The following is a 19,079-nucleotide window of genomic DNA, read 5'->3' as shown; positions in this document are numbered from 1 at the left end:
CCGGGGATCCGGAACTGGTACCCCGAGCAGGGCCGGTCACACCTGCCGGTGATCGGCCCCACGGACCACGGGATCAGTCCTCCGGGTGCAGCGCGGCGTCCGCCGGCCCCCGTCGCCAGCCGGTGAAGCGGACCACCAGGCCGCCGCGGGTGGGCGAGCAGCAGTACGGCCCGGCCGCCGCCGCGGCCCCCGGGTCCAGCGGTGCCACCCGGACCAGCCGCCACGGCTCGGCGTCCACCCGCGCGCGGACGGTCAGCGCGTCACCGGCCCGGCTGACCCGGACCGTCACGTCCCGCCCCGACCAGTCCGGCACCGGGGCCACCGACCAGTCCGACAGCTCGTCGGTGACCACCGCGCCGACCTGCGGCTGCCCGTCGCTGACCTCCACGCCGGCCTTGGTCCACCGCCGCTCGTCCACCCGGACCAGCACCCCGGCCTGGTCGAACTGGGCGGTGTAGTCGAGCCGGAAGCTCACCTCCACGGCACTGTCCACGGGAAACGGGGCGAGCAGCGCGGAGCCGTCGTCGTGCACGAAGCCGTAGCTGGTCCGTCGCCAGAAGTCGCTGCCTCCACTCGGCTCGACCAGCAGCGCGTCGCCGGTGGTCTCGGTCCGCTCCGGCGGGTTGAGCCAGGTGCCGGCGGACCAGTCGAGGGCAAGGGTGTCGGCAATCATGCCGGCACCGTACCGGCCGGTGTGCCGGCCGTGGGTTTGCCGGGGTCGGCAACCGGAGAAGTTACCCGGGCATGGGTGACAGGTGGTACCAGGAGGCGGTGGTCTACTGCCTCGACGTCGACACGTTCGCGGACTCCAACGGCGACGGGGTGGGTGACTTCCGCGGCCTGATCGGCCGCCTCGACTATCTCGCGCGGCTCGGGGTGACCTGCCTCTGGCTGCACCCGATCCACCCGTCGCCGAACCGGGACGACGGCTACGACGTCACCGACTTCTACAACGTCAGCCCCAAGCTGGGCACCCTCGGCGACTTCGCCGAGCTGCTGCACCAGGCGCGGAACCGGGGCATCCGGGTGATCATCGACCTGGTGGTGAACCACACCTCGGACGAGCACCCGTGGTTCCAGTCGGCCCGCTCCTCGCCCGACTCGCCCTACCGCAACTGGTACGTGTGGAGCGACGAGGCGCCGCCGGACCGGCACCAGGGCATGGTCTTCCCCGGCGAGCAGAACGAGACCTGGAGCTACGACCGCACCGCGAAGTCCTGGTACTACCACCGCTTCTACAAGTTTCAGCCGGACCTGAACGTCGCCAACCCCGAGGTCCGCGCCGAGATCAAGAAGATCATGTCGTTCTGGCTCCAGCTCGGCGTCTCCGGCTTCCGGATGGACGCGGTGCCGTTCATCATCGAGCTGACCGAGCCGGGCAACCCGAGCTCGCCCAAGGACATGGACTTCCTCACCGAGCTGCGCCAGCACGTGCAGTGGCGGCGGGGCGACGCGGTCCTGCTGGCCGAGGCGAACGTCGAGCCGGACCAGCTGCCGGTCTACTTCGGTGACAGCGGCGGCTCGGCCAACCGGATCCACATGCTCTTCGACTTCATGATGAACGGGCGGCTGATGCTGGCACTGGCCCGGCACGACCCGGAGCCGGTGATCGAGGCGCTGCGGGACACCCCGGCCCTGCCCCAGGGCGGGCAGTGGGCCACCTTCCTGCGCAACCACGACGAGATCGACCTGTCCCGGCTCACCGCCGAGCAGCGCAACCAGGTGTACGAGCAGTTCGGCCCGGACGAGGACATGCGCCTCTACGGCCGGGGCATCCGCCGCCGGCTGGCCACGATGCTCGGCAACGACCGACGCCGCATCGAGCTGGCGTACGCGCTCCAGTTCTCGCTGCGCGGCACGCCGGTGCTGCGCTACGGCGAGGAGATCGGGATGGGCGAGGACCTCTCGCTGCCCGGCCGGGAGGCGATCCGCACCCCGATGCAGTGGTCGTACAAGGAGAACGCCGGCTTCTCCACCGCCGACCCGGAGAAGCTGGTCCGCCCGGTGATCGACAAGGGTGAGTACGGCTACCAGAAGGTCAATGTGACCGCCCAGCGCAAGGACCCGAGGTCGCTGCTGGGCTGGTTCGAGCGGATGATCCGTACCCTCCGGGAGGCCCCGGAGATCGGCTCCGGGACCACCAGCCACATCGACGTGCCGATGCCGCCCGGGGTGCTGGCGCACCGGGCCGACGGATCGACCGGCACCATGGTCTTCCTGCACAACCTCGGCACCGACGACGTCGAGGTCGACCTGAGCGTCCTCGCCCCCGAGGCCGACCTGCCGATCGACGTGCTCACCGACCGCAACTACGAGGAGGTCGGCAAGCTCGACCGGCTGAAGCTCGCCGGCTACGGCTACCGGTGGATCCGGATCTGCCGGGGCAGCGGCCTCTGACGGCGGGCCCGGCGTTAAGCTCCTTCGATCGAGCCCAAGTTACCGGGAGGTAATCATGTCGGAGGAGCCCCGCGTCGCCATCGTGACCGGAGCCGCGCGCGGCATCGGCGCGGCCACCGCCCGACGGCTGGCCGCCGACGGCATGGCCGTGGCCGTGGTCGACATCGACGAGTCGGCGACCAAGGAGACCGTGGACGCCGTCGCCGCGGCGGGCGGACGGGCGCTCGGCGTCGGTGCCGACGTCTCCGACCGGGCCCAGGTGGAGGCCGCCGTGGAGCGGGTCGCCGCCGAGCTGGGCGCGCCGACCGTGCTGGTCAACAACGCCGGCGTGCTCCGCGACAACCTGCTGTTCAAGATGACCGACGCCGACTGGGACACCGTCATGGGCGTGCACCTGCGCGGCGCGTTCCTGTTCAGCCAGGCCACCCAGAAGCACATGGTCGAGCGGAAGTGGGGCCGGATCGTCAACCTCTCCAGCACCTCGGCGCTGGGCAACCGGGGCCAGGCCAACTACTCCGCCGCCAAGGCGGGCCTGCAGGGCTTCACCAAGACTCTCGCCATCGAGCTGGGCCCGTTCGGGGTGACCGTCAACGCGGTCGCGCCGGGCTTCATCGTCACCGACATGACGGCCGCCACGGCGGCCCGGATGAAGGTCGACTTCGAGGCGCTCCAGCAGCACGCCGCCGCCGAGATCCCGGTGCGCCGCACCGGCCGCCCGGAGGACGTGGCGCACACCATCTCGTTCCTGGCCAGCGAGGGGGCGTCCTTCGTCTCCGGCCAGGTCATCTACGTCGCCGGCGGCCCCAAGGACTGACCAGGCCGAGCCGTCCCGCCCGGCCGCGCCGGGCGGGGCGGGCGGTCAGGCAGGGTCGTGCCGGGTGCGCCAGAGCCAGAACAGGCCGAGCACCGGCAGCACCAGCGGGATGTAGCCGTAGCCGCTGCCGAAGCCCGACCAGACCGTCTCGTCCGGGAACAGCTCCTTGTCGGCCAGGCTCAGGATGCCGACGGCGACGACCCCGACCAGCTCCACCGAGCAGCAGGCCAGCGCGACCCGGCGGCCGGTGTGCCCGGCCCGGGCCAGCCCCACCGCCGCCACGATGTAGATCAGCGCGGCCAGCGCGGAGAGCAGGTACGCCACCGGCGCCTCGTCGAACTTCGTGGCGATCTGGAGCCCGGCCCGCGACGTCGCGGCGATGGCGAAGAGGATGTAGACCGCGATCAGCAACCGGCCCGGCCCCCGGTTCGTCGCCCGCTGCTCAGCCACCGACGACCTCCCAGGTCTGCTGCAACCGGACCACCACCACCGGGGTGACCAGGCAGACGGCGCAGACGATGGCCGAGCCCCACCGGGTCGGCTCCATCCGGGCCAGCACCCAGGCCAGCGGGGGCAGGCAGACCAGCGTCACCAGGTAGCCGAAGAACGCCCCCGGCTCGCCCGGCCGCTCGCCGCCGCCGAGGGCGACCAGCGCCACCACGGCGAGCGCCAGCAGGGCCACCTCCAGCACGGCCAGGCCGACGAACTGGAGCCGGTCCGGCGCCCGGTGGCGTACCGCCGCCACCAGGGCCCAGACCGCGATCAGGAGCGACAGCACGATCGAGGCCGTCGCGAGGATCCCGTCCACCGGCGAGCCGGCCGCCGCAGCGCTGGTCATCGACGCCATCCCGGCGCAGTCCCATTCACCGGCACAGCCTACTAATCCTCGTAGTAGCCACCGTCGCCCGGCTCTCCCGCGGGGTCGCGGCGCGCCGGCCGGGCCGGGCGACTAGCGTGGATCACGGCCACCGGCGTACGCCGTGGCGGAGGACGACAGCAGGGGGTCCGTGGTGCGGTTCGGCTTGTTCGGCACCGGTCACTGGGCGGCGGAGACGCACGCCGCGGCCATCGACGCGCACCCGCGGGCCGAGCTGGCCGGGGTCTGGGGGCGTGACCCGGCGAAGGCGGGCGCGCTGGCCACCCGGCACGGCGTACCGGTCTTCGAGGACGTGGACGAGCTGCTGGCCGCCTGCGACGCGATCGCCGTGGCGCTGCCGCCGGACGTGCAGGCCGAGATCGCCGTGCGGGCCGCCGCCGCCGGGCGGCACCTGCTGCTGGACAAGCCGCTGGCACTGAGCCTCGCCGAGGCCGACCGGGTGGTGGCCGCCGCGCAGGCGTCCGGGGTGGCCTCGGTGGTCTTCTTCACCCAGCGGTTCCACCCGAACGTGACCGGCTTCCTCGCCTCGACCGCGGCGGCCGGCGGCTGGCAGCACGCCCGGGCGACCATGTTCGCCTCCATCTTCCAGCCAGGGAACCCGTACGGAAGCTCGCAGTGGCGGCGCGACCGGGGCGCGCTCTGGGACATCGGCCCGCACGCGCTGTCGCTGATCCTGCCGGTGCTCGGCCGGGTCACCCGGGTCGCCGCCATGGACGGCCCGAGCGGCCTGGTGCACCTGCTGCTCACCCACGACGGCGGCGCCACCAGCACGCTCTCGCTCACCCTCGACGCGCCGCCCGAGGCGGTCACCCGGGACTTCGTCTTCTTCGGCGAGAACGGCACCGAGACCGTCCCGCCCGGCGACGGCAGCGTGCTCCAGGCGTTCGGCACGGCCATCGACCAGCTGCTGGAGGAGGTCGACGCGGGCACCCGCGACCACCGCTGCGACGTCCGGTTCGGCCGGGAGGTGGTGGCGGTGCTCGACGCCGCCGAGACCGCACGCAGCCAGCGGCGCACCGTCGACCTCTGAGGAATTCCGTCGCGGGCCGGCCGGGCCGCCGCTAGCCTGGCCGGCATGTGCATGCACGCCCTGATCGACGTGGCCGTCACGCCGGCCGCGCGGGGGCTCCTCCTGGTCGCCCGCCCGCGGGTCCGGCGTCCGGCCCTGGCCGGCCGGTACGCCCACCGCGCCTGACCTGACCGTCCGCACCGCCGGCCCCTGACCGGGCCGGCGCTGCCGCGCGCCCACGCGCCGCCGGCCCCGATGCGGGGCCCGGCGGGCAGGGCCGCGCCGCCCGTCGCGGATCGCAGTCATCGCGTGCTCGCCGCCGCCCGCCTCGACGCGGGTCCGGCGGCCCGGTGCCGCGTGCCCGCCGACGTCCAGGGTCGTCCGAGTCCCGATCCGCTCGGACAGACGCTGGCTTCGTCGCGCGCCTGTCCGTTCCCGTCGCCGTCCGGCGACAGACAGGACGATCCCGTGGTGCCCCGCCGAATCCGTACCACCGCACGCGACCGGTCCCGTCGCGTACTGTCCCAGAACTTCCTCGCCGACCCGGCCGCCGTCGCGCGGATGGTCCGGGCGGCCCGCCCCGACCGGCACGACCTGCTGCTGGAGGTGGGTGCCGGGCGCGGCCAGCTGACCCGGCCGCTCGCCGCCCGGTGCGGCCGGCTGGTCGCGTACGAGGTCGACCCCGCCGTCCTGCCGGAGCTGGCCGCGGCCTGCGCGGACCTGCCGCACGTCCGGGTCCGGGCGGCCGACTTCCTGGCCGCCGTGCCGCCCGACGAGCCGTTCGCGGTGGTCGGCAACATCCCCTGGTCGCTGACCGCCGCCGTGGTCCGCTGGTGCCTCGCCGCCCCCGGCCTGCGGTCGGCCACCCTGCTCACCCAGCTCGACTACGCCCGCAAGCGCACCGGCGACCACGGCCGGTGGAGCCGGCTCACCGTGCTCACCTGGCCCGAGCACCACTGGCGGCTGGCCGGCCGGGTGCCCCGGGGCGCGTTCCGGCCGGTGCCCGCCGCCGACGGCGGCATCCTCCGGCTGGACCGCCGCCCGGAGCCGCTGCTGCCCGCGGCGGCGCTGCCCGCGTACCGGCGGCTGGTGGAGCTGGGCTTCGGCGGGGTCGGCGGCTCGCTGGCCGCCTCGCTGCGCACCGGATACCCCCGCCGGCGGGTCGACGGGGCGCTGCGGGCCGCCCGGATCGCCCCGGACACCCCCGTCGGGCTGGTCTGGCCCGAACAGTGGCTGGTGCTGTTCCGGCTGCTGCACGCGGTGGACCCCGGGAGGGCAGGGCTCAGACCAGGGTGTTGAGCGCGTCACCCAGCTCGGCGGGGTTGTTGAACTCCTCCGCCGGCAACGCCTTGAGCATCTGCAACATCTCGGTGCTGACGCCGTTCTCCTGGCCCCAGCGGATCAGGTCCGCACGGGAGACCGGGTAGTCGAGCCCGGCCAGGAACTCCTGCAACTGCACCCCGGTGACGGTCATGCCGGCGGGCTACCCGCTGGGCCGGGCGCCATGCCCGCCGGCCTGACCGTTTGCCCGGACGGGTCCCGGGTAGCCGCTGGCATGCTGGTACAGCGGCTCGGCGCGCCGAGCGACTTCGACCCGCTGCTCGAACGCGTCCAGGACGCGCGGATCGTCATGATCGGCGAGGCGACGCACGGCAGCTACGACTACTACCGGCTGCGCGAGCAACTGACCCGGCGGCTCATCGCCGAACAGGGCTTCGACTTCGTCGCGGTGGAGGGGGACTGGCCGGACTGCGACCGGGTGAACTGCTCGGTGGTGGGCGCCCCGGGCGGGCTGGCCGATCCGCAGACCGCGCTGGAACGCTTCGAGCGCTGGCCGACCTGGATGTGGGCCAACGCCGAGGTGGCCCGGTTCTGCCGCTGGCTGCGGGCGTGGAACCTGGAGCGCCCCGAGGGGGAGCGGGCCGGCTTCCACGGGCTGGACGTCTACAGCCTCTGGGAGTCGATGCAGGCCATCTTCGACTACCTGGGCGAGGAGGACCCGGCCTCGCTGGAGGCGGCGCAGGAGGCGTACCGCTGCTTCGAGCCGTACGGCAAGCGGGTCGAGGACTACGGGATGGCCAGCCGGTTCGTCTCGGCCCGCTGCGAGGAGGAGGTGGTCCGGCTGCTGGCGCGTACCCGGGAACAGGCCGCCACCGACGGCGCGGACCGCTTCGCGGCCTGGCAGAACGCGGAGGTGGTGGCCGGCGCGGAGCGCTACTACCGGGCCATGGTGGGCGGCGGCCCGGAGTCCTGGAACATCCGCGACATCCACATGGCCGACACCCTGGACCGGCTGCTCGACCGCTACGGCCCGCAGGCGCGCGGGATCGTCTGGGCGCACAACACCCACGTCGGCGACGCCCGCGCCACCGACATGGCGGCGGACGGGCTGGTGAACATCGGCCAGCTGGGCCGGGAGCGGCACGGCCGCGAAACGGTGGTGCTGGTCGGCTTCGGCAGCTACCGGGGCACGGTGGTCGCCGCGCCGCGCTGGGGCTCGCCCGCCGAGGCGATGACGGTGCCGCCGGCCCGGGAGGGCTCGGTGGAGCGGCGCCTGCACGAGCTGATGCCGGAACGCGCGGTGCTCGTCTTCGGCGGTGAGGACCAGCCGGAGTGGGTGACCGGGACGACCGACCACCGGGCCATCGGGGTGGTCTACGACCCGAGCTTCGAGTCCTGGGGCAACTACGTGCCGACCCGGCTGGGCGAGCGCTACGACGCGTTCATCTGGTGCGACGAGGCGACCGCGCTGCACCCGCTGCCGGCGCTGACCACCCCCGGCGAGATGGAGACCTACCCGGCCGGCGTCTGACCGGCCGGGCAGGTCCCCGATCACACCTGGGCGGGCTCGCGCTCGGCGAGGTGGGCGCGCAGGCCCTCGCCCTCGACGTCCACGTTGGGCAGGATCCGGCCGAGCCAGCGCGGGAGCCACCAGGCGGCGTTGTCGAGCAGCGACATCACCGCCGGAACGATGGTCATCCGGACCACGAACGCGTCGATGGCGACGCCGATCGCGAGCGCGAAGCCCATCGACTTGATGACCGGGTCGTCCAGGAAGACGAAGCCACCGAACACCGAGATCATGATCAGGGCGGCGGCGGTGACCACCCGGGCGCCGTGGCCCATGCCGTTGATGGTGGCCTGCCGGGCGGTGTCGCCGTGCACGAAGTCCTCGCGCATCCGGGAGACCAGGAAGACCTCGTAGTCCATGGCCAGTCCGAACAGGATGCCGATGAGCAGGATCGGCAGGAAACTGACCAGCGGGCCCGGGGTGTCGAGCCCGACCAGGTCGGCCAGGTGGCCCTGCTGGAAGACCGCGACCGTGATGCCGAAGGTGGCCGCCACGGTGAGCAGGAAGCCCAGCGCCGCCTTCACCGGCACCAGGATCGACCGGAACACCAGCATCAGCAGCAGCACCGACAGGCCCACCACCAGCAGCAGGTAGACCGGGAGCGCGTCGGACAGCTTCTCCGACACGTCGATGCCGATCGCCGTGACACCGGTCAGCAGCACGTCGACGTTCTGGATGCCGCCGACCTGCGCGCGGATGTCGTGCACCAGCGTCTCGGTGGCCGCGTCGGTCGGCCCGGTCTTCGGAATCACCCCGAGCAGCGCGGTGCGGCCGGTCTGGTCGAGCTGCGGCGGGGCCACGGCCAGCACCCCGTCGGTCTTCTGGATCAGCGCGGTGACCTGCGGCAGGGCGGCCCGGGTGGCCTGCGGCGAGTCGGCCGTGACGACCACCGCGAGCCGGCCGGTGAAGCCGGGACCGAAGCCCTCCCGGATCAGGTCGTTGCTGGCCCGGGCCGGGGTGCCCTCAGCGGCGGTGGCGGCATCCGGCAGCGCCAGCCGCATGTCCTGGGCGGGCACGGCGAGCAGGCCGAGACCGAGCAGGCCGACCAGGATGACCGGGATGCGCAGCCGGGTCACCCAGTGCGCCCAGCGGAAGCCGAAGCCCGACCGGTCCTCCGAGCCGGTGGCCGGGGAGGCCACCGCGTCCCGCCCGCGCAGCTTGCGGGGGAGCACCTTGCGGCCGGCGAAGCCGAGCAGGGCCGGGGCCAGCGTGATGGCCACCAGCACGGCCACGGTGACGGTGCCGGCGGCGGCCAGGCCCATCACGGTGAGGAAGGGGATGCCCACCACGGCCAGGCCGGCGAGTGCGACCACCACGGTGGCGCCGGCGAAGACCACGGCGGAGCCGGCGGTGCCGACCGCCCGGCCGACCGCCTCCTCGGGGGACAGCCCGTCGAGCAGGTTCTGCCGGTGCCGGGAGGTGATGAAGAGCGAGTAGTCGATGCCGACCGCGAGGCCGAGCATGAGGGCCAGGATCGGCGCGGTGCTGGTCAGTTCGACCGCGCCGCTGAGCGCGTACAGGCCGGCCATGCCGACGCCGACACCGATCAGCGCGTTCAGCATGGTCATGCCGGCCGCGACCAGCGAGCCGAAGGTGAGGATCAGGACGATCGCCGCGACCAGCACACCGAGCGCCTCCGTGGAACCGACCTCCGGCTCGGCGTTCAGCACCTCACCGCCGGGGGCGATCTGCCAGCCCTGCGCCTCGGCCTGCGCGCCGACCTTCTCGTACGCGTCGCGCTGGGCGTCGGTCACGTCGTCGGCCCGGCCCTGGAACTGCACCTGGATCAGCGCGTACCGGCCGTCCGGGGTGAGCGCCTGCGCCTGGTACGGGTCGACCGCGCCGACCACCCCGGGCAGCGTGGCCGCCTCCTGGGTGACCTGCTTGACGACCGCCTGCCCCTCGGGCGAGGTGAGCTGGCCGGCCTGGGGTGCCTTGACCGCGATGGTGCCGGTGGCGCCGCTGGCCGCCGGGAACCGGTCGGCGAGCAGGTCGATCGCCTTCTGCGACTCGGTGCCCGGCATGGTGAAGTTGCTCGCCGTCGGGCCCTTCAGCGTGGCCGCGGCGAGGCCGAGGCCGACGAGTACGACGAGCCACACGACGGCGACGAGTCGCCGTCGGCGCAACGATGCCCGGCCGAGCCGGTACAGCAGGGTCGCCATGAGGTTTCCTTGTCCTCGGGGTCGGAACGGGGATCAGGTGACGGGTTCGAGGGCCCGCCGGACCACGGCCAGCAGGGCGGGTCGCAGTTCGTCGTCGGGGATGTCGACGAGCTCGGCGCAGGTCTCGGCGATGCCGGCGAGCACCACGAACGCGGCGATCCGTGCGGAGGGCCGGTCGGAGTGGCCGGCGAACGCCGCGATGAGCCGTTCGGAGATCTGCTGGATGTGCGCGAACGCGGGCTGCTGGAGCAGGTCGGGGAACTCGCCCCGGAGCAGCGCGATCTCCCGCCGGAAGCGCACCGCCAGGTCGACGAAGCCCTCGCCGGCGATCTCCTGGGCGGCCGCGCCGGTGGTGCCGGCGAGCCGGGCGTCGAGTGCCTCCAGCACCGCGATGGCGGGCGCCATCAGCTCGCAGAGCAGGGCTTCCTTGTTGGCAAAGTGGTAGAGCACGGTCGCCTTGGAGCAGCCCACCGCCCGGGCGATGTCCTGGAGCGAGGTGCCCTTGTAGCCGGTGACGGCGAAGCGTCGCGCCGCCGCCGCGAGGATCTCACTGTGGGTCTCCGGTACCGCTCTGGCCATGCCCTCCAGCATGCCTGACCGATCGGTCAGCACCTGACCGATCGGTCAGACGGATTGCGTGGCCTTCGCCACAGGGCGCTCAGCCGGTCGGGGCGCCGTGCTCCCGGTCGTACGCCGCCCGCGCCGCACTGATCCCCTCGCGGTGCCGCTCCGCCCACCGGGTCAGCGCCACCAGCGACTCGTAGAGCTCCCGGGCCATGGGAGTGGCGGTGTACTCGACCCGGGGCGGCACGGTGGGGTGGACGTGGCGGTGCAGCAGGCCGTCCCGCTCCAGGTTGCGCAGGGTCAGCGTGAGCATGCGGCGGCTGATCCCCTCCACCTGCCGCTCCAGCTCGGTGAAGCGGATCGGCCCCTGGGACGCGGCGATCAGGATGCCGATGCTCCACTTGCCGCCCACCCGGTCCAGCGCCTCCCGCGCGGTGCAGGCCCGCGCCTGCTCGGCCTGGATGGACACACACCTGTTCCCCTGGGACATCAAAGTGCCTCCTTCCGCTCCGCCTCATGGTCACAGACGATGGCCTCAGTAACAAACCGTGCACCAAGGAGGCGTTCCGATGACGGGGACCAACCGCTGGCCCGCGCTGCTCGTGCTCTGCGCCGGCAGCCTGATGATCATTTTGGACGGCAGCATCGTCGCCGTGGCGCTGCCGGCCGTCCAGGCCGACCTCGGCTTCCCGGCCGCCGGACTGGCCTGGGTGGTGAACGCGTACCTGGTCGCCTTCGGCGGGCTGCTCCTCCTCGCCGGGCGGCTCGGCGACCTGCTCGGCCGGCGGCGGGTCTTCCTGGCCGGGGTCGCGCTGTTCACCCTCGCCTCGCTGCTCTGCGCGGTCGCCACCGGGCCGGGGGCGCTGGTCGCCGCCCGGTTCGCGCAGGGCGTCGGGGGCGCGCTCACCACCGCGGTCAGCCTCGGCATGATCGTCCGGATCTTCCCCGAGCCGGCCGAGCGGGCCCGGGCCATCGCCGTGTTCAGCTTCACCGGCGCCGCCGGCGCCTCGCTCGGCCTGCTCGTCGGGGGCGTCCTCACCGACCTGGCCGGCTGGCGGTCGATCTTCCTGATCAACCTGCCGATCGGCGTGGCGATCGTGGCCGGCGCCGTACGCCTGATCGCGCCGGACCGCGGCCCCGGGCTGCGGGCCGGGCTGGACCTGCTCGGCGCGGTGCTGGCCACGGCCGGGCTGATGGCCGCGGTGCTGGCCATCGTCGGCGCCGGCGAGCACGGCTGGACCTCGCCGCGCACCCTCGGTGCGGGCGCGCTCGCCGCGGCGCTGCTCGCCGGTTTCGCCGCCCGGCAGCGGCGCGCCGCCACCCCGCTGCTGCCGCCCCGGGTGCTGCGCGCGCCCGGCCTGGTCGCCGCCAACGTCACCCAGTTCCTCATGGTGGCCGCCTACTTTGGCTTCCAGTTCCTGCTCGCCCTGCACCTGCAACTCGTCCTCGGGCTGGACCCGGCCGCCACCGGCTTCGCCTTCCTGCCCACCCCGCTGGCGATCGCGGCCGTCTCGCTGGGGCTGGCCGGGCGGCTGATGGCCCGGTTCGGCGCCCGGACCGTTCTGGTCGCCGGGCTGGTGCTCGCCGTGGCCGGATTCCTGCTGCTGGCCCGCCTCCCGGTGGCGGCCGGTTACGCCGCCGACGTGCTCCCGGCGCTGCTGGTCTTCGGCGTCGCGGGCGGGCTCACCCTGCCGGCGGTCACCACCCTGGCCATGGCCGGCGCGGAGCCCGCCGACGCCGGGCTCGCCTCCGGGCTGGCCAACACCACCCAGCAGGTCGGCGGGGCGCTCGGGCTGGCGGCGCTGGCCACCCTGGCGGCGAGCCGCACCGACGCGCTGCGCGCCGCCGGCACCGACCAGGTCGCCGCCCTCGCACTCGGCTACCGGTCCGCCTTCGCGGTCGCCGCCGCCCTGGTCACCGCCGCCCTGCTGGTCGCCCTCGGCACCGCCCGCCCCACCCGCCGCCCCAGTCCCGCCGCGCTCCCCACGCCCGCCGCGCTCGCGAGCCCCGCCGCGCTCCCGAACGCGGCCGCGCTCCCGAGCCCCGCCGCGCTCCCGAATGTCGCCGCGCACCCCACCCCTGCCGCGCAGCCCACCGGAGCAAGCACCGTGACCTGCCCCGCCCACTGACTCCTCGGGCGTCGATGCCCCCTCCGCAGGTGCCGCGAGCGAATCTTGGCAAGTTTCCGTTCGTCACGAACGGAAACTTGCCAAGATCGAGCGAGTGCGGAGCCTGGGACGTCATGGACGCGGCGCGGAGGTCACCTTCGCCCGCTACGAACTTGATGTCGTGGATGAATCGGCCGGACCCCGGCCGGGCCGGACCCCGGCCGGGCCGGACCCCGGCCCGAGCCGGGCGGATCCGGCCGGGCCGGGCGAGGCAGGGCGGCTGGCGGCACGGTGAGTCGTTGACGACATCAAGTTCGTAGTCGGCCGGGAGTCACACCGGGCCGGCACCCGGAGAGCGGCAGTGCCGGGTGGTCCGGCGCGCCCCACTCGTCAGGCGTCGAGGTCGCGCAGCACACCGGCCAGCAGGTCCACCGCGGCCGGGTAGGCGTGCGCGGGCGGGCGGGCGTAGCCGACCACCAGGCCGGGAGGTCCGCTCGCCGGCTGGTGCCGGTGCATCGCCAGCCCGCCCACGGCGAGCCCGCGCGCGGCGGCCGCGGCCAGCACCGCCGCCTCGGTCGGGCCGCCCGGTCGCAGGTGGACGGTGGCGTGCAGGCCGGCCGCCACCCCGGCCACGGCCGACCGGTCGCCCAGCCGGTTCAGCAGCAGGTCCCGCCGCTGCCGGTAGCGGCGCCGGACGGTGCGGATCTGCCGGTCGTAGCCGTGGTCGTCGATCAGCTCGGCGAGCGCGAGCTGGCCGATCGTCTCGCTCTGCAGGTCCAGGTGGCGCTTGGCCTCCACCACCGGCTCCACAAGGCGGGCCGGCAGCACCAGCCAGGCCAGGCGCAGCGCCGGTCCGAGCGTCTTCGCCGCCGTGCCCACGTACGCGACCTGCTCGGGGGCGGTGCCCTGGACCGCGCCGACGGGCTGCCGGTCGTAGCGGAACTCGCCGTCGTAGTCGTCCTCGATCACCAGGCCGCCGGTGGCCCGGGCCCACTCGGCCAGCGCGTGCCGGCGGGCCGGATGCAGGGTCACCCCGGTCGGGAACTGGTGCGCCGGGGTCACCACGGCGGCCCCCACCCGGGCCAGCGGCCCGGCGCCGAGCAGGTCGGTGCGCGCGCCGAGCCCGTCCACCGGCAGCGGCAGCACGGTGCCGCCGTGCCGGCGGACCACCTCCCGGTGGAACGCCAGTCCGGGGTCCTCCATGGCCACCGCCGGAGTGCCGGCGTCCCGGAGCACGCCGGTGAGCAGCACCAGGGCCTGAACGTAGCCGGTGGTGACCACGATCCGTTCCGGGTCGGCCAGCACGCCCCGCGCCCGCCCCAGGTAGCCGGCGAGCGCCCGGCGCAGCTCCGGACGGCCGCGCGGATCGCCGTAGCCGTACGCCTCGGCGGGCGCGACGGCCAGCGCCCGCCGGGTGGCCCGCAGCCAGGCGGTGACCGGGAAGAGCCCGACGTCGGGGCTGCCGGGGCGCAGGTCGTACCGGAAGGTCGGGGCCCCGGGCGGCGGTGCGGCCGGCGGCGGTGCGGCCCGGCGCAGCCCGCTGACCTCCGTGCCCGCGCCGATCCGGGCGACCAGCCAACCCTCGGCGACCAGCTGGTCGTAGGCGGCGCTCACCGTGCCCCGGGACAGGCCCAGCTCGGCGGCGAGGGTGCGGGTGGCCGGCAGCCGGGTGGCCGGCGCGAGCCGGCCGTCGCGGATGGCGTCTCGCAGCGCCCGTTCCAGCCCGGCCCGCCGGCCGCCGCTGGCGTCCAGCTCCAGGTGCAGGTCGACGCCGAGATCGGCCCAGTCCATCGGCACGGAATTGGAGCTTACGGGCGGGCCGCCGGCACGGCGAGACTGACCGCATGACCGAACTGAGCCGGCGGGCCGCCGCGCTGCGGGAGATGCACCGCCCCGGGAAGCCGCTGATCCTGCCGAACGCCTGGGACCCGGGGTCCGCCCGGGCCGTGGCCGCGGCGGGCTTCCCTGCCGTCGCCACCAGCAGCGCCGCGGTCGCCGAGTCTCTCGGCCACGCCGACGGCGAGGCCGCGCCGGTGGCCGAGATGTTCGCCGCGGTCGCCCGCATCGCCGCCGCGGTGCCGGTCCCGGTCACCGCCGACCTGGAACGGGGGTACGGGCTGCGCCCGGCCGAGCTGGTCGAGCGGCTGCTGGCGGCCGGGGCGGTGGGCTGCAACATCGAGGACTCGGACCCGCGTACCGGGGCGCTGCACGACGTCGAGGAGCAGGCCGACCTGCTGGCCGGGATCCGGGCGGCCGCCGGGGCGGCGGGTGTCGACCTGGTGCTCAACGCCCGGGTCGACGTGCACCTGCGGGCGTACGGGCCGGCGCCGGGGCGGCTCGCCGAGGCGGTGCGCCGGGCCCGCCGCTACCGGGCGGCCGGGGCCGACAGCGTCTACCCGATCCTGCTGGCCGACCCGGCGCAGATCCGCGATCTCGTCGCCGAGGTGGACGCTCCGGTCAACGTCATGGCCCGGCCCGGCGCGCCCGCACCGGCCGAGCTGGCCGCACTCGGCGTGGCCCGGATCAGCTTCGGCTCCGGCGTGTACGCGGCCGCCCGCGCCCGCGCCGCCGAGCTGCTCGCCACCGTCCGTGCCGGCGGCGACCCGTTCGGATCCTGACCCGCGTCGCCGCGTCGGGTCGCCGGATAGCGGCCGGGACGGCAGGATGGGCGGATGGGCGCCGCTGACGAGACCCGGGACGGGGTGTCGCTGACCAACCTGGACCAGCCGCTGTTCGACGGGGCCGGGGCCACCAAGCGCGACCTGGTCGACTACCTGGACGCGGTCCACGAGCGGATCCTGCCCGGGTTGCGGGACCGGCCGCTGTCGGTGGTCCGGGTACGGCCCGGCCAGGACCCGTTCATGCAGAAGAACCTGCCGAAATACACGCCGGACTGGGTGCGCCGCACCTCGGTCTGGGCGGAGGCCTCACACCGCAGCATCTCGTACGCCCTCTGCGACGACCGGCGGACGCTGCTCTGGTTCGCCAACCAGCGGGCGGTCGAGTACCACCCGACGCTCGGCCACGCCGGCCATCCCGAGCACCCCACCCACCTGGTGCTCGACCTGGACCCGCCGCCGGGCGACTCGTTCGGCATGGCGGTCCGCACCGCGCTGCTGGTCCGGCAGGCGCTGACCGACGCCGGGCTGAGCGGGGCGGTGAAGACCAGCGGGGCCAAGGGCCTGCACGTCATCGTGCCGGTAGGCCCGGCGACCACCGCCGAGGAGGCCGCCGCGGCGACCCGGGCCCTCGCCGCCCGCGCCGAACGGCTCGACCCGGCGCTGGCCACCACCGCCTTCATCGTCGAGGACCGGGGCGGCCGGGTCTTCGTCGACTCCACCCGGTCGTACGGGGCCACGGTGGTGGCCGCGTACAGCCCGCGGATCCGGCCCGGCACGCCGGTGTCGTACCCGGTCGGCTGGGCCGATGTCGAGGCGGTGACGCCGGCCGAGTTCACCGTGCGGACGGTGCCGGCGCTGCTCGGCGACCGGGACCCGTGGGCGGAGGCGCTGCCGGCGCCGCAGCGGCTCCCGGAGGAGCTGGTCGCCGAGGGGCGGGCCATCCCGGTGGCCCGGGTGCAGGCCATGCACGAGGGGAAGCGCCGCGCGAAGGCCCGCCGCGAGGCCGGCTGACATGCGAAGAAGCCCGGGCCAGCGGCCCGGGCTTCTTCGTGTCTGTGCCCCCGGCAGGATTCGAACCTGCGCCCCCGCCTCCGGAGGGCGGTGCTCTATCCCCTGAGCTACGGGGGCTCAGCGACCCGAGAAGAGTAGCAAACGCCTTCCCGGAACACCGAATCGGCACCCCGTGCGTCGATCGTCGCGGATCAGGCGGCGGCCACGGGACGACCGCAGCTCGGCAGCGGGTGCAGCACGATCCGCCGCGGCAGGCGGCGGGGCCACTCGTTGCGCGGCCAGGAGCCGTCGACGATCAGGTGCACCGTGCGCTCCTCGGCGCCGCTGAGCCGCAGCACGAAGTCGCGGGGGAGCGGCGGGTCGACCGTGGGAGTCGTGATCATGAAGCGCACCCGGCCCCGGGACGAGACCGCGGAGATCACGTCGGCCGCCGGCATGGTGCCGCGCAGGCGTACCCGGCCGATCCAGTAGACCTCCGCGGCGTGCTCCTGGGCGGCCCGGGTGATCGTCGGGTACTCGCTGCGTACCCAGCGCTCGACCGCGCCGACGCAGAGCCCGCAGGCCCGCTCGCGGGGCTCCCGCGGACCCAACCCCCAGGCCCGCAGGTACGCCCCGACGGTGCCGGCGTCCATGGTCAGCTCGAACTGGCGCTCGATCAGGGTGGTCAGGCTCTGTCGCGTCCAGAGCTCCTCGTCCAGGCCGAACTCGTCGGGGTGGACGCCCCGCAGCACGTCGATCAGTTCGAGTTCCTGTTCGCGACTGAGCGTTCCCGGCTCGCCCTGCCGCAGTCCGCGACGGACGGCTGCCACCGCTCCGTCACCGCCGATGGTGTGGCGTCGGCACCAGCTGGTCACCGACCGCCCTGCGTCTCTGAGTGCAACCCCCACGTCCTGCGCAACGAGCCCGAATCGCAACTGGTCACGATATGTATGGAGAAAAGTCTCCAAGCCGTGCAATGGGTTGTTCAACCCAAAACGTTATAAACCGCCATAACGGGCATGACCCGGGTCCGGGTACGCGAAGGGCCGGCGTCGCGCACGACGCGGGCCTTTCGTCCGAGCGGGTGCTACAGGGTGCCGCCGAGGCGCTTGAGCGCCGCCGACAGGTTGGCCAGGTCGGTCTGCTGGGTGTTCTTCATGACCTGGGCGACCGCCAGCACGTCGTCGTCGTGCCCCTGGTCGAGGATCCCGTCGATCATGTGCACCCCGCCGACGTGGTGCCGGATCATCATCTGCAGGAACAGCACGTCGAACTCGCGCCCGGTGGCCGCCCGCAGCTTCGCCATCTCCTCCGGCGTGGCCATGCCGGGCATCAGCCCGTTCTTCACCGCGCCCGCGCCCTCCGGCATCCAGGCCATCGGCGGCCGGTCGCCGGTCGGGTCCAGCTGCCACGACCGCAGCCAGGTCTGCATGGTGCCGATCTCGCCCTGCTGGCCGGTGGCGATGTCGCCGCCGATCTGCCGCACCTCCGGGTCCTGGCCCTGCCGGAACGCCAGCAGGCCCATCGCCACCGCCTGCGAGTGGTGGGCGGTCATGTCCCGGGCGAAGCCCGCCTCCGGCGAGTTCTCGCCGGGGCGGGTGAGCGTCGGGGTGAGCAGGCCGCCCGCGTACCCGAGGAGGAGCCCGACCACGACGGCGGCGGCCAGGGCCAGGACGCCGAAGCGGCGCACGGCCGGCCGGCCACCCTCGTCGGCCGGGGCCTCGTCGCGCTCGGTGTCCGCGGTCACCGGAGCGGTCATCGCGGCGTCCTCACTGCGTCGGCTGCTCGGGCATGTTGTTGCCGAGGTTGTCCCGCGGGGTGGTGCCGGTGGCGGTGACGCCCTGGTCGCAGAGCGCGGTCGGGCCCTCGACCGAGGCGTTCACCCGAAGGGTCTTGATGAACTCGTCGATCCGGCTGTCGTCGGCGTTGTCGACCTTGAGCTGGAAGCCCCAGGCCTGCAGCGAGATCGGCTTGTCCAGCCCCTCGAACGGGCTGAGCATCAGCTTCTCCTTGCCCTGCACCTTGGCCTTGAGCTTCGCCACCTGGTCGGCGGGCAGGTCGGGGCGGTAGGTGATCCAGACCGTGCCGTGCTCCAGGCTGTGCACCGCGTGCTCGTTGGCGATCGGGGCGTCGTAGACGTCGCCCATGCAGTTCTGCCAGGCCTGGTTGTGCGGGCCACCGACCGGCGGGAGGACGTCGTACTTGATCGGGCCCGGCTGGTGCTGACCGCCCTTGACCAGGTCCTTGTCCTTCTTGCGGAAGTCGACGATGCCGTTGATCGCGTCGGCCCGGTCCTGCCAGGGCTGCGAGCCCCGGTAGACCGCCCACGCGCCGACGCCGATGATGCCGACGGCAAGCACGCCAACCGCCACGAACAGGGCGATCGGACCCCAGGAGCGACCCTGGCTCACCTTCACCGGGGTGACCGGCTTGCGGCCCTTGCCACCGGTCTGCCGCGTGGCGCCCTTGCCGGCCCCCGCCTTGCCGTCGGCGGGCTTGTCGGCAGCCGCGGGCCGGCCGGCGGCCGGCTTCTTGCCGGTGCTGACCACGGTCGGGCGGCGCTCTGGGCCGCCCGGGGTGCTGATGCTCATCGTGCCTCGTCAGGTCGGTCGGTCAGGGGAGCCGCGGGCCGGTTCACATGCTGGGTCGCCGCCGCGGGGACCGAGTCTACCCCCGATAACATGGT

Annotated in this window: 18 protein-coding genes, 1 tRNA gene and 1 pseudogene; 8 read left to right on the top strand and 12 right to left on the bottom strand. The window is 74.2% G+C overall.

The window, feature by feature from the left end; all coding sequences use genetic code 11:
- Positions 1-73: 73 nt before the first annotated feature.
- Positions 74-673: a DUF1349 domain-containing protein gene (locus AC0OLQ_RS30710; RefSeq protein ID WP_357339246.1), complete on the bottom strand. Its 600-nt coding sequence runs from the start codon at positions 671-673 to the stop codon at positions 74-76.
- A gap of 71 nt (positions 674-744) precedes the next feature.
- On the opposite strand from AC0OLQ_RS30710, the gene AC0OLQ_RS30705 reads away from it, so the two are divergent.
- Together AC0OLQ_RS30705 and fabG are read left to right on the top strand one after the other, a co-directional pair.
- Complete coding sequence (locus AC0OLQ_RS30705; RefSeq protein WP_357339248.1) at positions 745-2,397, top strand: alpha-amylase family protein; 1,653 nt, start codon at positions 745-747, stop codon at positions 2,395-2,397.
- A 55-nt stretch (positions 2,398-2,452) separates the two neighbouring features.
- Positions 2,453-3,211 (top strand): 3-oxoacyl-ACP reductase FabG, encoded by a 759-nt coding sequence (gene fabG / locus AC0OLQ_RS30700; protein WP_484529098.1) that lies wholly within the window; start codon positions 2,453-2,455, stop codon positions 3,209-3,211.
- Here fabG and AC0OLQ_RS30695 read toward each other — a convergent pair.
- Together AC0OLQ_RS30695 and AC0OLQ_RS30690 are read right to left on the bottom strand one after the other, a co-directional pair.
- Positions 3,184-3,661: pseudogene (locus AC0OLQ_RS30695) on the bottom strand (hypothetical protein). The gene fabG and the pseudogene AC0OLQ_RS30695 overlap by 28 nt on opposite strands.
- The gene (locus tag AC0OLQ_RS30690) at positions 3,654-4,058 is read right to left on the bottom strand and encodes a hypothetical protein (protein WP_484529097.1); all 405 of its coding nucleotides are present in this window, start codon (positions 4,056-4,058) and stop codon (positions 3,654-3,656) included. Before AC0OLQ_RS30690 ends, AC0OLQ_RS30695 begins: the two are co-directional and overlap by 8 nt.
- A 160-nt stretch (positions 4,059-4,218) precedes the next feature.
- Between AC0OLQ_RS30690 and AC0OLQ_RS30685 the strand changes: the two genes are divergently transcribed.
- A complete protein-coding gene (locus AC0OLQ_RS30685) occupies positions 4,219-5,118 on the top strand; it encodes a Gfo/Idh/MocA family protein (RefSeq protein WP_484529096.1) in 900 nt (299 codons plus the stop codon).
- Between the two features lie 447 nt (positions 5,119-5,565).
- Positions 5,566-6,396 carry an ErmE/ErmH/ErmO/ErmR family 23S rRNA (adenine(2058)-N(6))-methyltransferase gene (gene erm / locus AC0OLQ_RS30680; protein ID WP_484529095.1) on the top strand — a complete coding sequence of 277 codons (831 nt, stop codon included), beginning with the start codon at positions 5,566-5,568 and terminating at the stop codon, positions 6,394-6,396.
- Here erm and AC0OLQ_RS30675 read toward each other — a convergent pair.
- On the bottom strand, positions 6,380-6,571 hold the full coding sequence (locus tag AC0OLQ_RS30675) for a DUF2795 domain-containing protein (RefSeq protein WP_357339259.1): 192 nt from the start codon (positions 6,569-6,571) through the stop codon (positions 6,380-6,382). The genes erm and AC0OLQ_RS30675 overlap by 17 nt on opposite strands.
- Before the next feature lie 81 nt (positions 6,572-6,652).
- Between AC0OLQ_RS30675 and AC0OLQ_RS30670 the strand changes: the two genes are divergently transcribed.
- Positions 6,653-7,909, top strand: a complete 1,257-nt coding sequence (locus tag AC0OLQ_RS30670; protein WP_484529094.1) for an erythromycin esterase family protein — start codon at positions 6,653-6,655, stop codon at positions 7,907-7,909.
- 20 nt (positions 7,910-7,929) lie between these two features.
- On the opposite strand, the gene AC0OLQ_RS30665 is transcribed toward AC0OLQ_RS30670, so the two are convergent.
- The 3 genes from AC0OLQ_RS30665 to AC0OLQ_RS30655 all read right to left on the bottom strand — a co-directional run bounded on the left by AC0OLQ_RS30665 (position 7,930) and on the right by AC0OLQ_RS30655 (position 11,164).
- Positions 7,930-10,110 carry an MMPL family transporter gene (locus AC0OLQ_RS30665; protein WP_484529093.1) on the bottom strand — a complete coding sequence of 727 codons (2,181 nt, stop codon included), beginning with the start codon at positions 10,108-10,110 and terminating at the stop codon, positions 7,930-7,932.
- A 33-nt stretch (positions 10,111-10,143) separates the two neighbouring features.
- Positions 10,144-10,689, bottom strand: a complete 546-nt coding sequence (locus tag AC0OLQ_RS30660) for a TetR/AcrR family transcriptional regulator (RefSeq protein WP_484529092.1) — start codon at positions 10,687-10,689, stop codon at positions 10,144-10,146.
- A gap of 79 nt (positions 10,690-10,768) precedes the next feature.
- Positions 10,769-11,164: a winged helix-turn-helix transcriptional regulator gene (locus AC0OLQ_RS30655; protein ID WP_484529091.1), complete on the bottom strand. Its 396-nt coding sequence runs from the start codon at positions 11,162-11,164 to the stop codon at positions 10,769-10,771.
- Positions 11,165-11,243: 79 nt separating this feature from the next.
- Here AC0OLQ_RS30655 and AC0OLQ_RS30650 point away from each other — a divergent pair, with 79 nt between their 5' ends.
- Positions 11,244-12,803, top strand: coding sequence for an MFS transporter (locus tag AC0OLQ_RS30650; protein ID WP_484529090.1), 1,560 nt, complete (start codon positions 11,244-11,246; stop codon positions 12,801-12,803).
- A 369-nt stretch (positions 12,804-13,172) separates the two neighbouring features.
- Here the strand turns inward: AC0OLQ_RS30650 and pdxR are convergent, their stop codons facing one another.
- On the bottom strand, positions 13,173-14,573 hold the full coding sequence (gene pdxR, locus AC0OLQ_RS30645; protein WP_484532474.1) for a MocR-like pyridoxine biosynthesis transcription factor PdxR: 1,401 nt from the start codon (positions 14,571-14,573) through the stop codon (positions 13,173-13,175).
- 53 nt (positions 14,574-14,626) lie between these two features.
- Here pdxR and AC0OLQ_RS30640 point away from each other — a divergent pair, with 53 nt between their 5' ends.
- Positions 14,627-15,400 carry an isocitrate lyase/PEP mutase family protein gene (locus tag AC0OLQ_RS30640; RefSeq protein ID WP_484529089.1) on the top strand — a complete coding sequence of 258 codons (774 nt, stop codon included), beginning with the start codon at positions 14,627-14,629 and terminating at the stop codon, positions 15,398-15,400.
- 54 nt (positions 15,401-15,454) lie between these two features.
- A complete protein-coding gene (gene ligD, locus AC0OLQ_RS30635) occupies positions 15,455-16,414 on the top strand; it encodes a non-homologous end-joining DNA ligase (RefSeq protein WP_484529088.1) in 960 nt (319 codons plus the stop codon).
- 45 nt (positions 16,415-16,459) lie between these two features.
- Here the strand turns inward: ligD and AC0OLQ_RS30630 are convergent.
- From AC0OLQ_RS30630 to AC0OLQ_RS30615, 4 genes are all read right to left on the bottom strand, one after another.
- A tRNA-Arg gene (locus tag AC0OLQ_RS30630) sits at positions 16,460-16,531 on the bottom strand.
- A gap of 74 nt (positions 16,532-16,605) precedes the next feature.
- A complete protein-coding gene (locus tag AC0OLQ_RS30625) occupies positions 16,606-17,301 on the bottom strand; it encodes a winged helix-turn-helix domain-containing protein (protein WP_484532473.1) in 696 nt (231 codons plus the stop codon).
- Positions 17,302-17,480: 179 nt separating this feature from the next.
- Positions 17,481-18,152: a DUF305 domain-containing protein gene (locus AC0OLQ_RS30620; RefSeq protein ID WP_484529087.1), complete on the bottom strand. Its 672-nt coding sequence runs from the start codon at positions 18,150-18,152 to the stop codon at positions 17,481-17,483.
- 10 nt (positions 18,153-18,162) lie between these two features.
- Entirely contained in the window at positions 18,163-18,984 is an 822-nt protein-coding gene (locus tag AC0OLQ_RS30615; protein WP_357339279.1) for a thioredoxin-like domain-containing protein, read from the bottom strand.
- Positions 18,985-19,079: the final 95 nt, after the last annotated feature.

This window comes from Micromonospora sp. Utrum1 (genome assembly GCF_057197805.1).
The sequence above is the reverse complement of the archived record's forward strand: the minus strand, read 5'-3'. Positions and strand labels throughout refer to the sequence as shown.

Excerpts from the sequence above, each read along its gene's own strand:
- AC0OLQ_RS30710 (WP_357339246.1), bottom strand. The coding sequence starts at position 673 with ATGATTGCCGACACCCTTGCCCTCGACTGGTCCGCCGGCACCTGGCTC.
- AC0OLQ_RS30705 (WP_357339248.1), top strand. The coding sequence starts at position 745 with ATGGGTGACAGGTGGTACCAGGAGGCGGTGGTCTACTGCCTCGACGTC.
- fabG (WP_484529098.1), top strand. The coding sequence starts at position 2,453 with ATGTCGGAGGAGCCCCGCGTCGCCATCGTGACCGGAGCCGCGCGCGGC.
- AC0OLQ_RS30690 (WP_484529097.1), bottom strand. The coding sequence starts at position 4,058 with ATGGCGTCGATGACCAGCGCTGCGGCGGCCGGCTCGCCGGTGGACGGG.
- AC0OLQ_RS30675 (WP_357339259.1), bottom strand. The coding sequence starts at position 6,571 with ATGACCGTCACCGGGGTGCAGTTGCAGGAGTTCCTGGCCGGGCTCGAC.
- AC0OLQ_RS30670 (WP_484529094.1), top strand. The coding sequence starts at position 6,653 with ATGCTGGTACAGCGGCTCGGCGCGCCGAGCGACTTCGACCCGCTGCTC.
- AC0OLQ_RS30665 (WP_484529093.1), bottom strand. The coding sequence starts at position 10,110 with ATGGCGACCCTGCTGTACCGGCTCGGCCGGGCATCGTTGCGCCGACGG.
- AC0OLQ_RS30660 (WP_484529092.1), bottom strand. The coding sequence starts at position 10,689 with ATGGCCAGAGCGGTACCGGAGACCCACAGTGAGATCCTCGCGGCGGCG.
- AC0OLQ_RS30655 (WP_484529091.1), bottom strand. The coding sequence starts at position 11,164 with ATGTCCCAGGGGAACAGGTGTGTGTCCATCCAGGCCGAGCAGGCGCGG.
- AC0OLQ_RS30650 (WP_484529090.1), top strand. The coding sequence starts at position 11,244 with ATGACGGGGACCAACCGCTGGCCCGCGCTGCTCGTGCTCTGCGCCGGC.
- pdxR (WP_484532474.1), bottom strand. The coding sequence starts at position 14,573 with ATGGACTGGGCCGATCTCGGCGTCGACCTGCACCTGGAGCTGGACGCC.
- AC0OLQ_RS30640 (WP_484529089.1), top strand. The coding sequence starts at position 14,627 with ATGACCGAACTGAGCCGGCGGGCCGCCGCGCTGCGGGAGATGCACCGC.
- ligD (WP_484529088.1), top strand. The coding sequence starts at position 15,455 with ATGGGCGCCGCTGACGAGACCCGGGACGGGGTGTCGCTGACCAACCTG.
- AC0OLQ_RS30620 (WP_484529087.1), bottom strand. The coding sequence starts at position 18,152 with ATGACCGCTCCGGTGACCGCGGACACCGAGCGCGACGAGGCCCCGGCC.
- AC0OLQ_RS30615 (WP_357339279.1), bottom strand. The coding sequence starts at position 18,984 with ATGAGCATCAGCACCCCGGGCGGCCCAGAGCGCCGCCCGACCGTGGTC.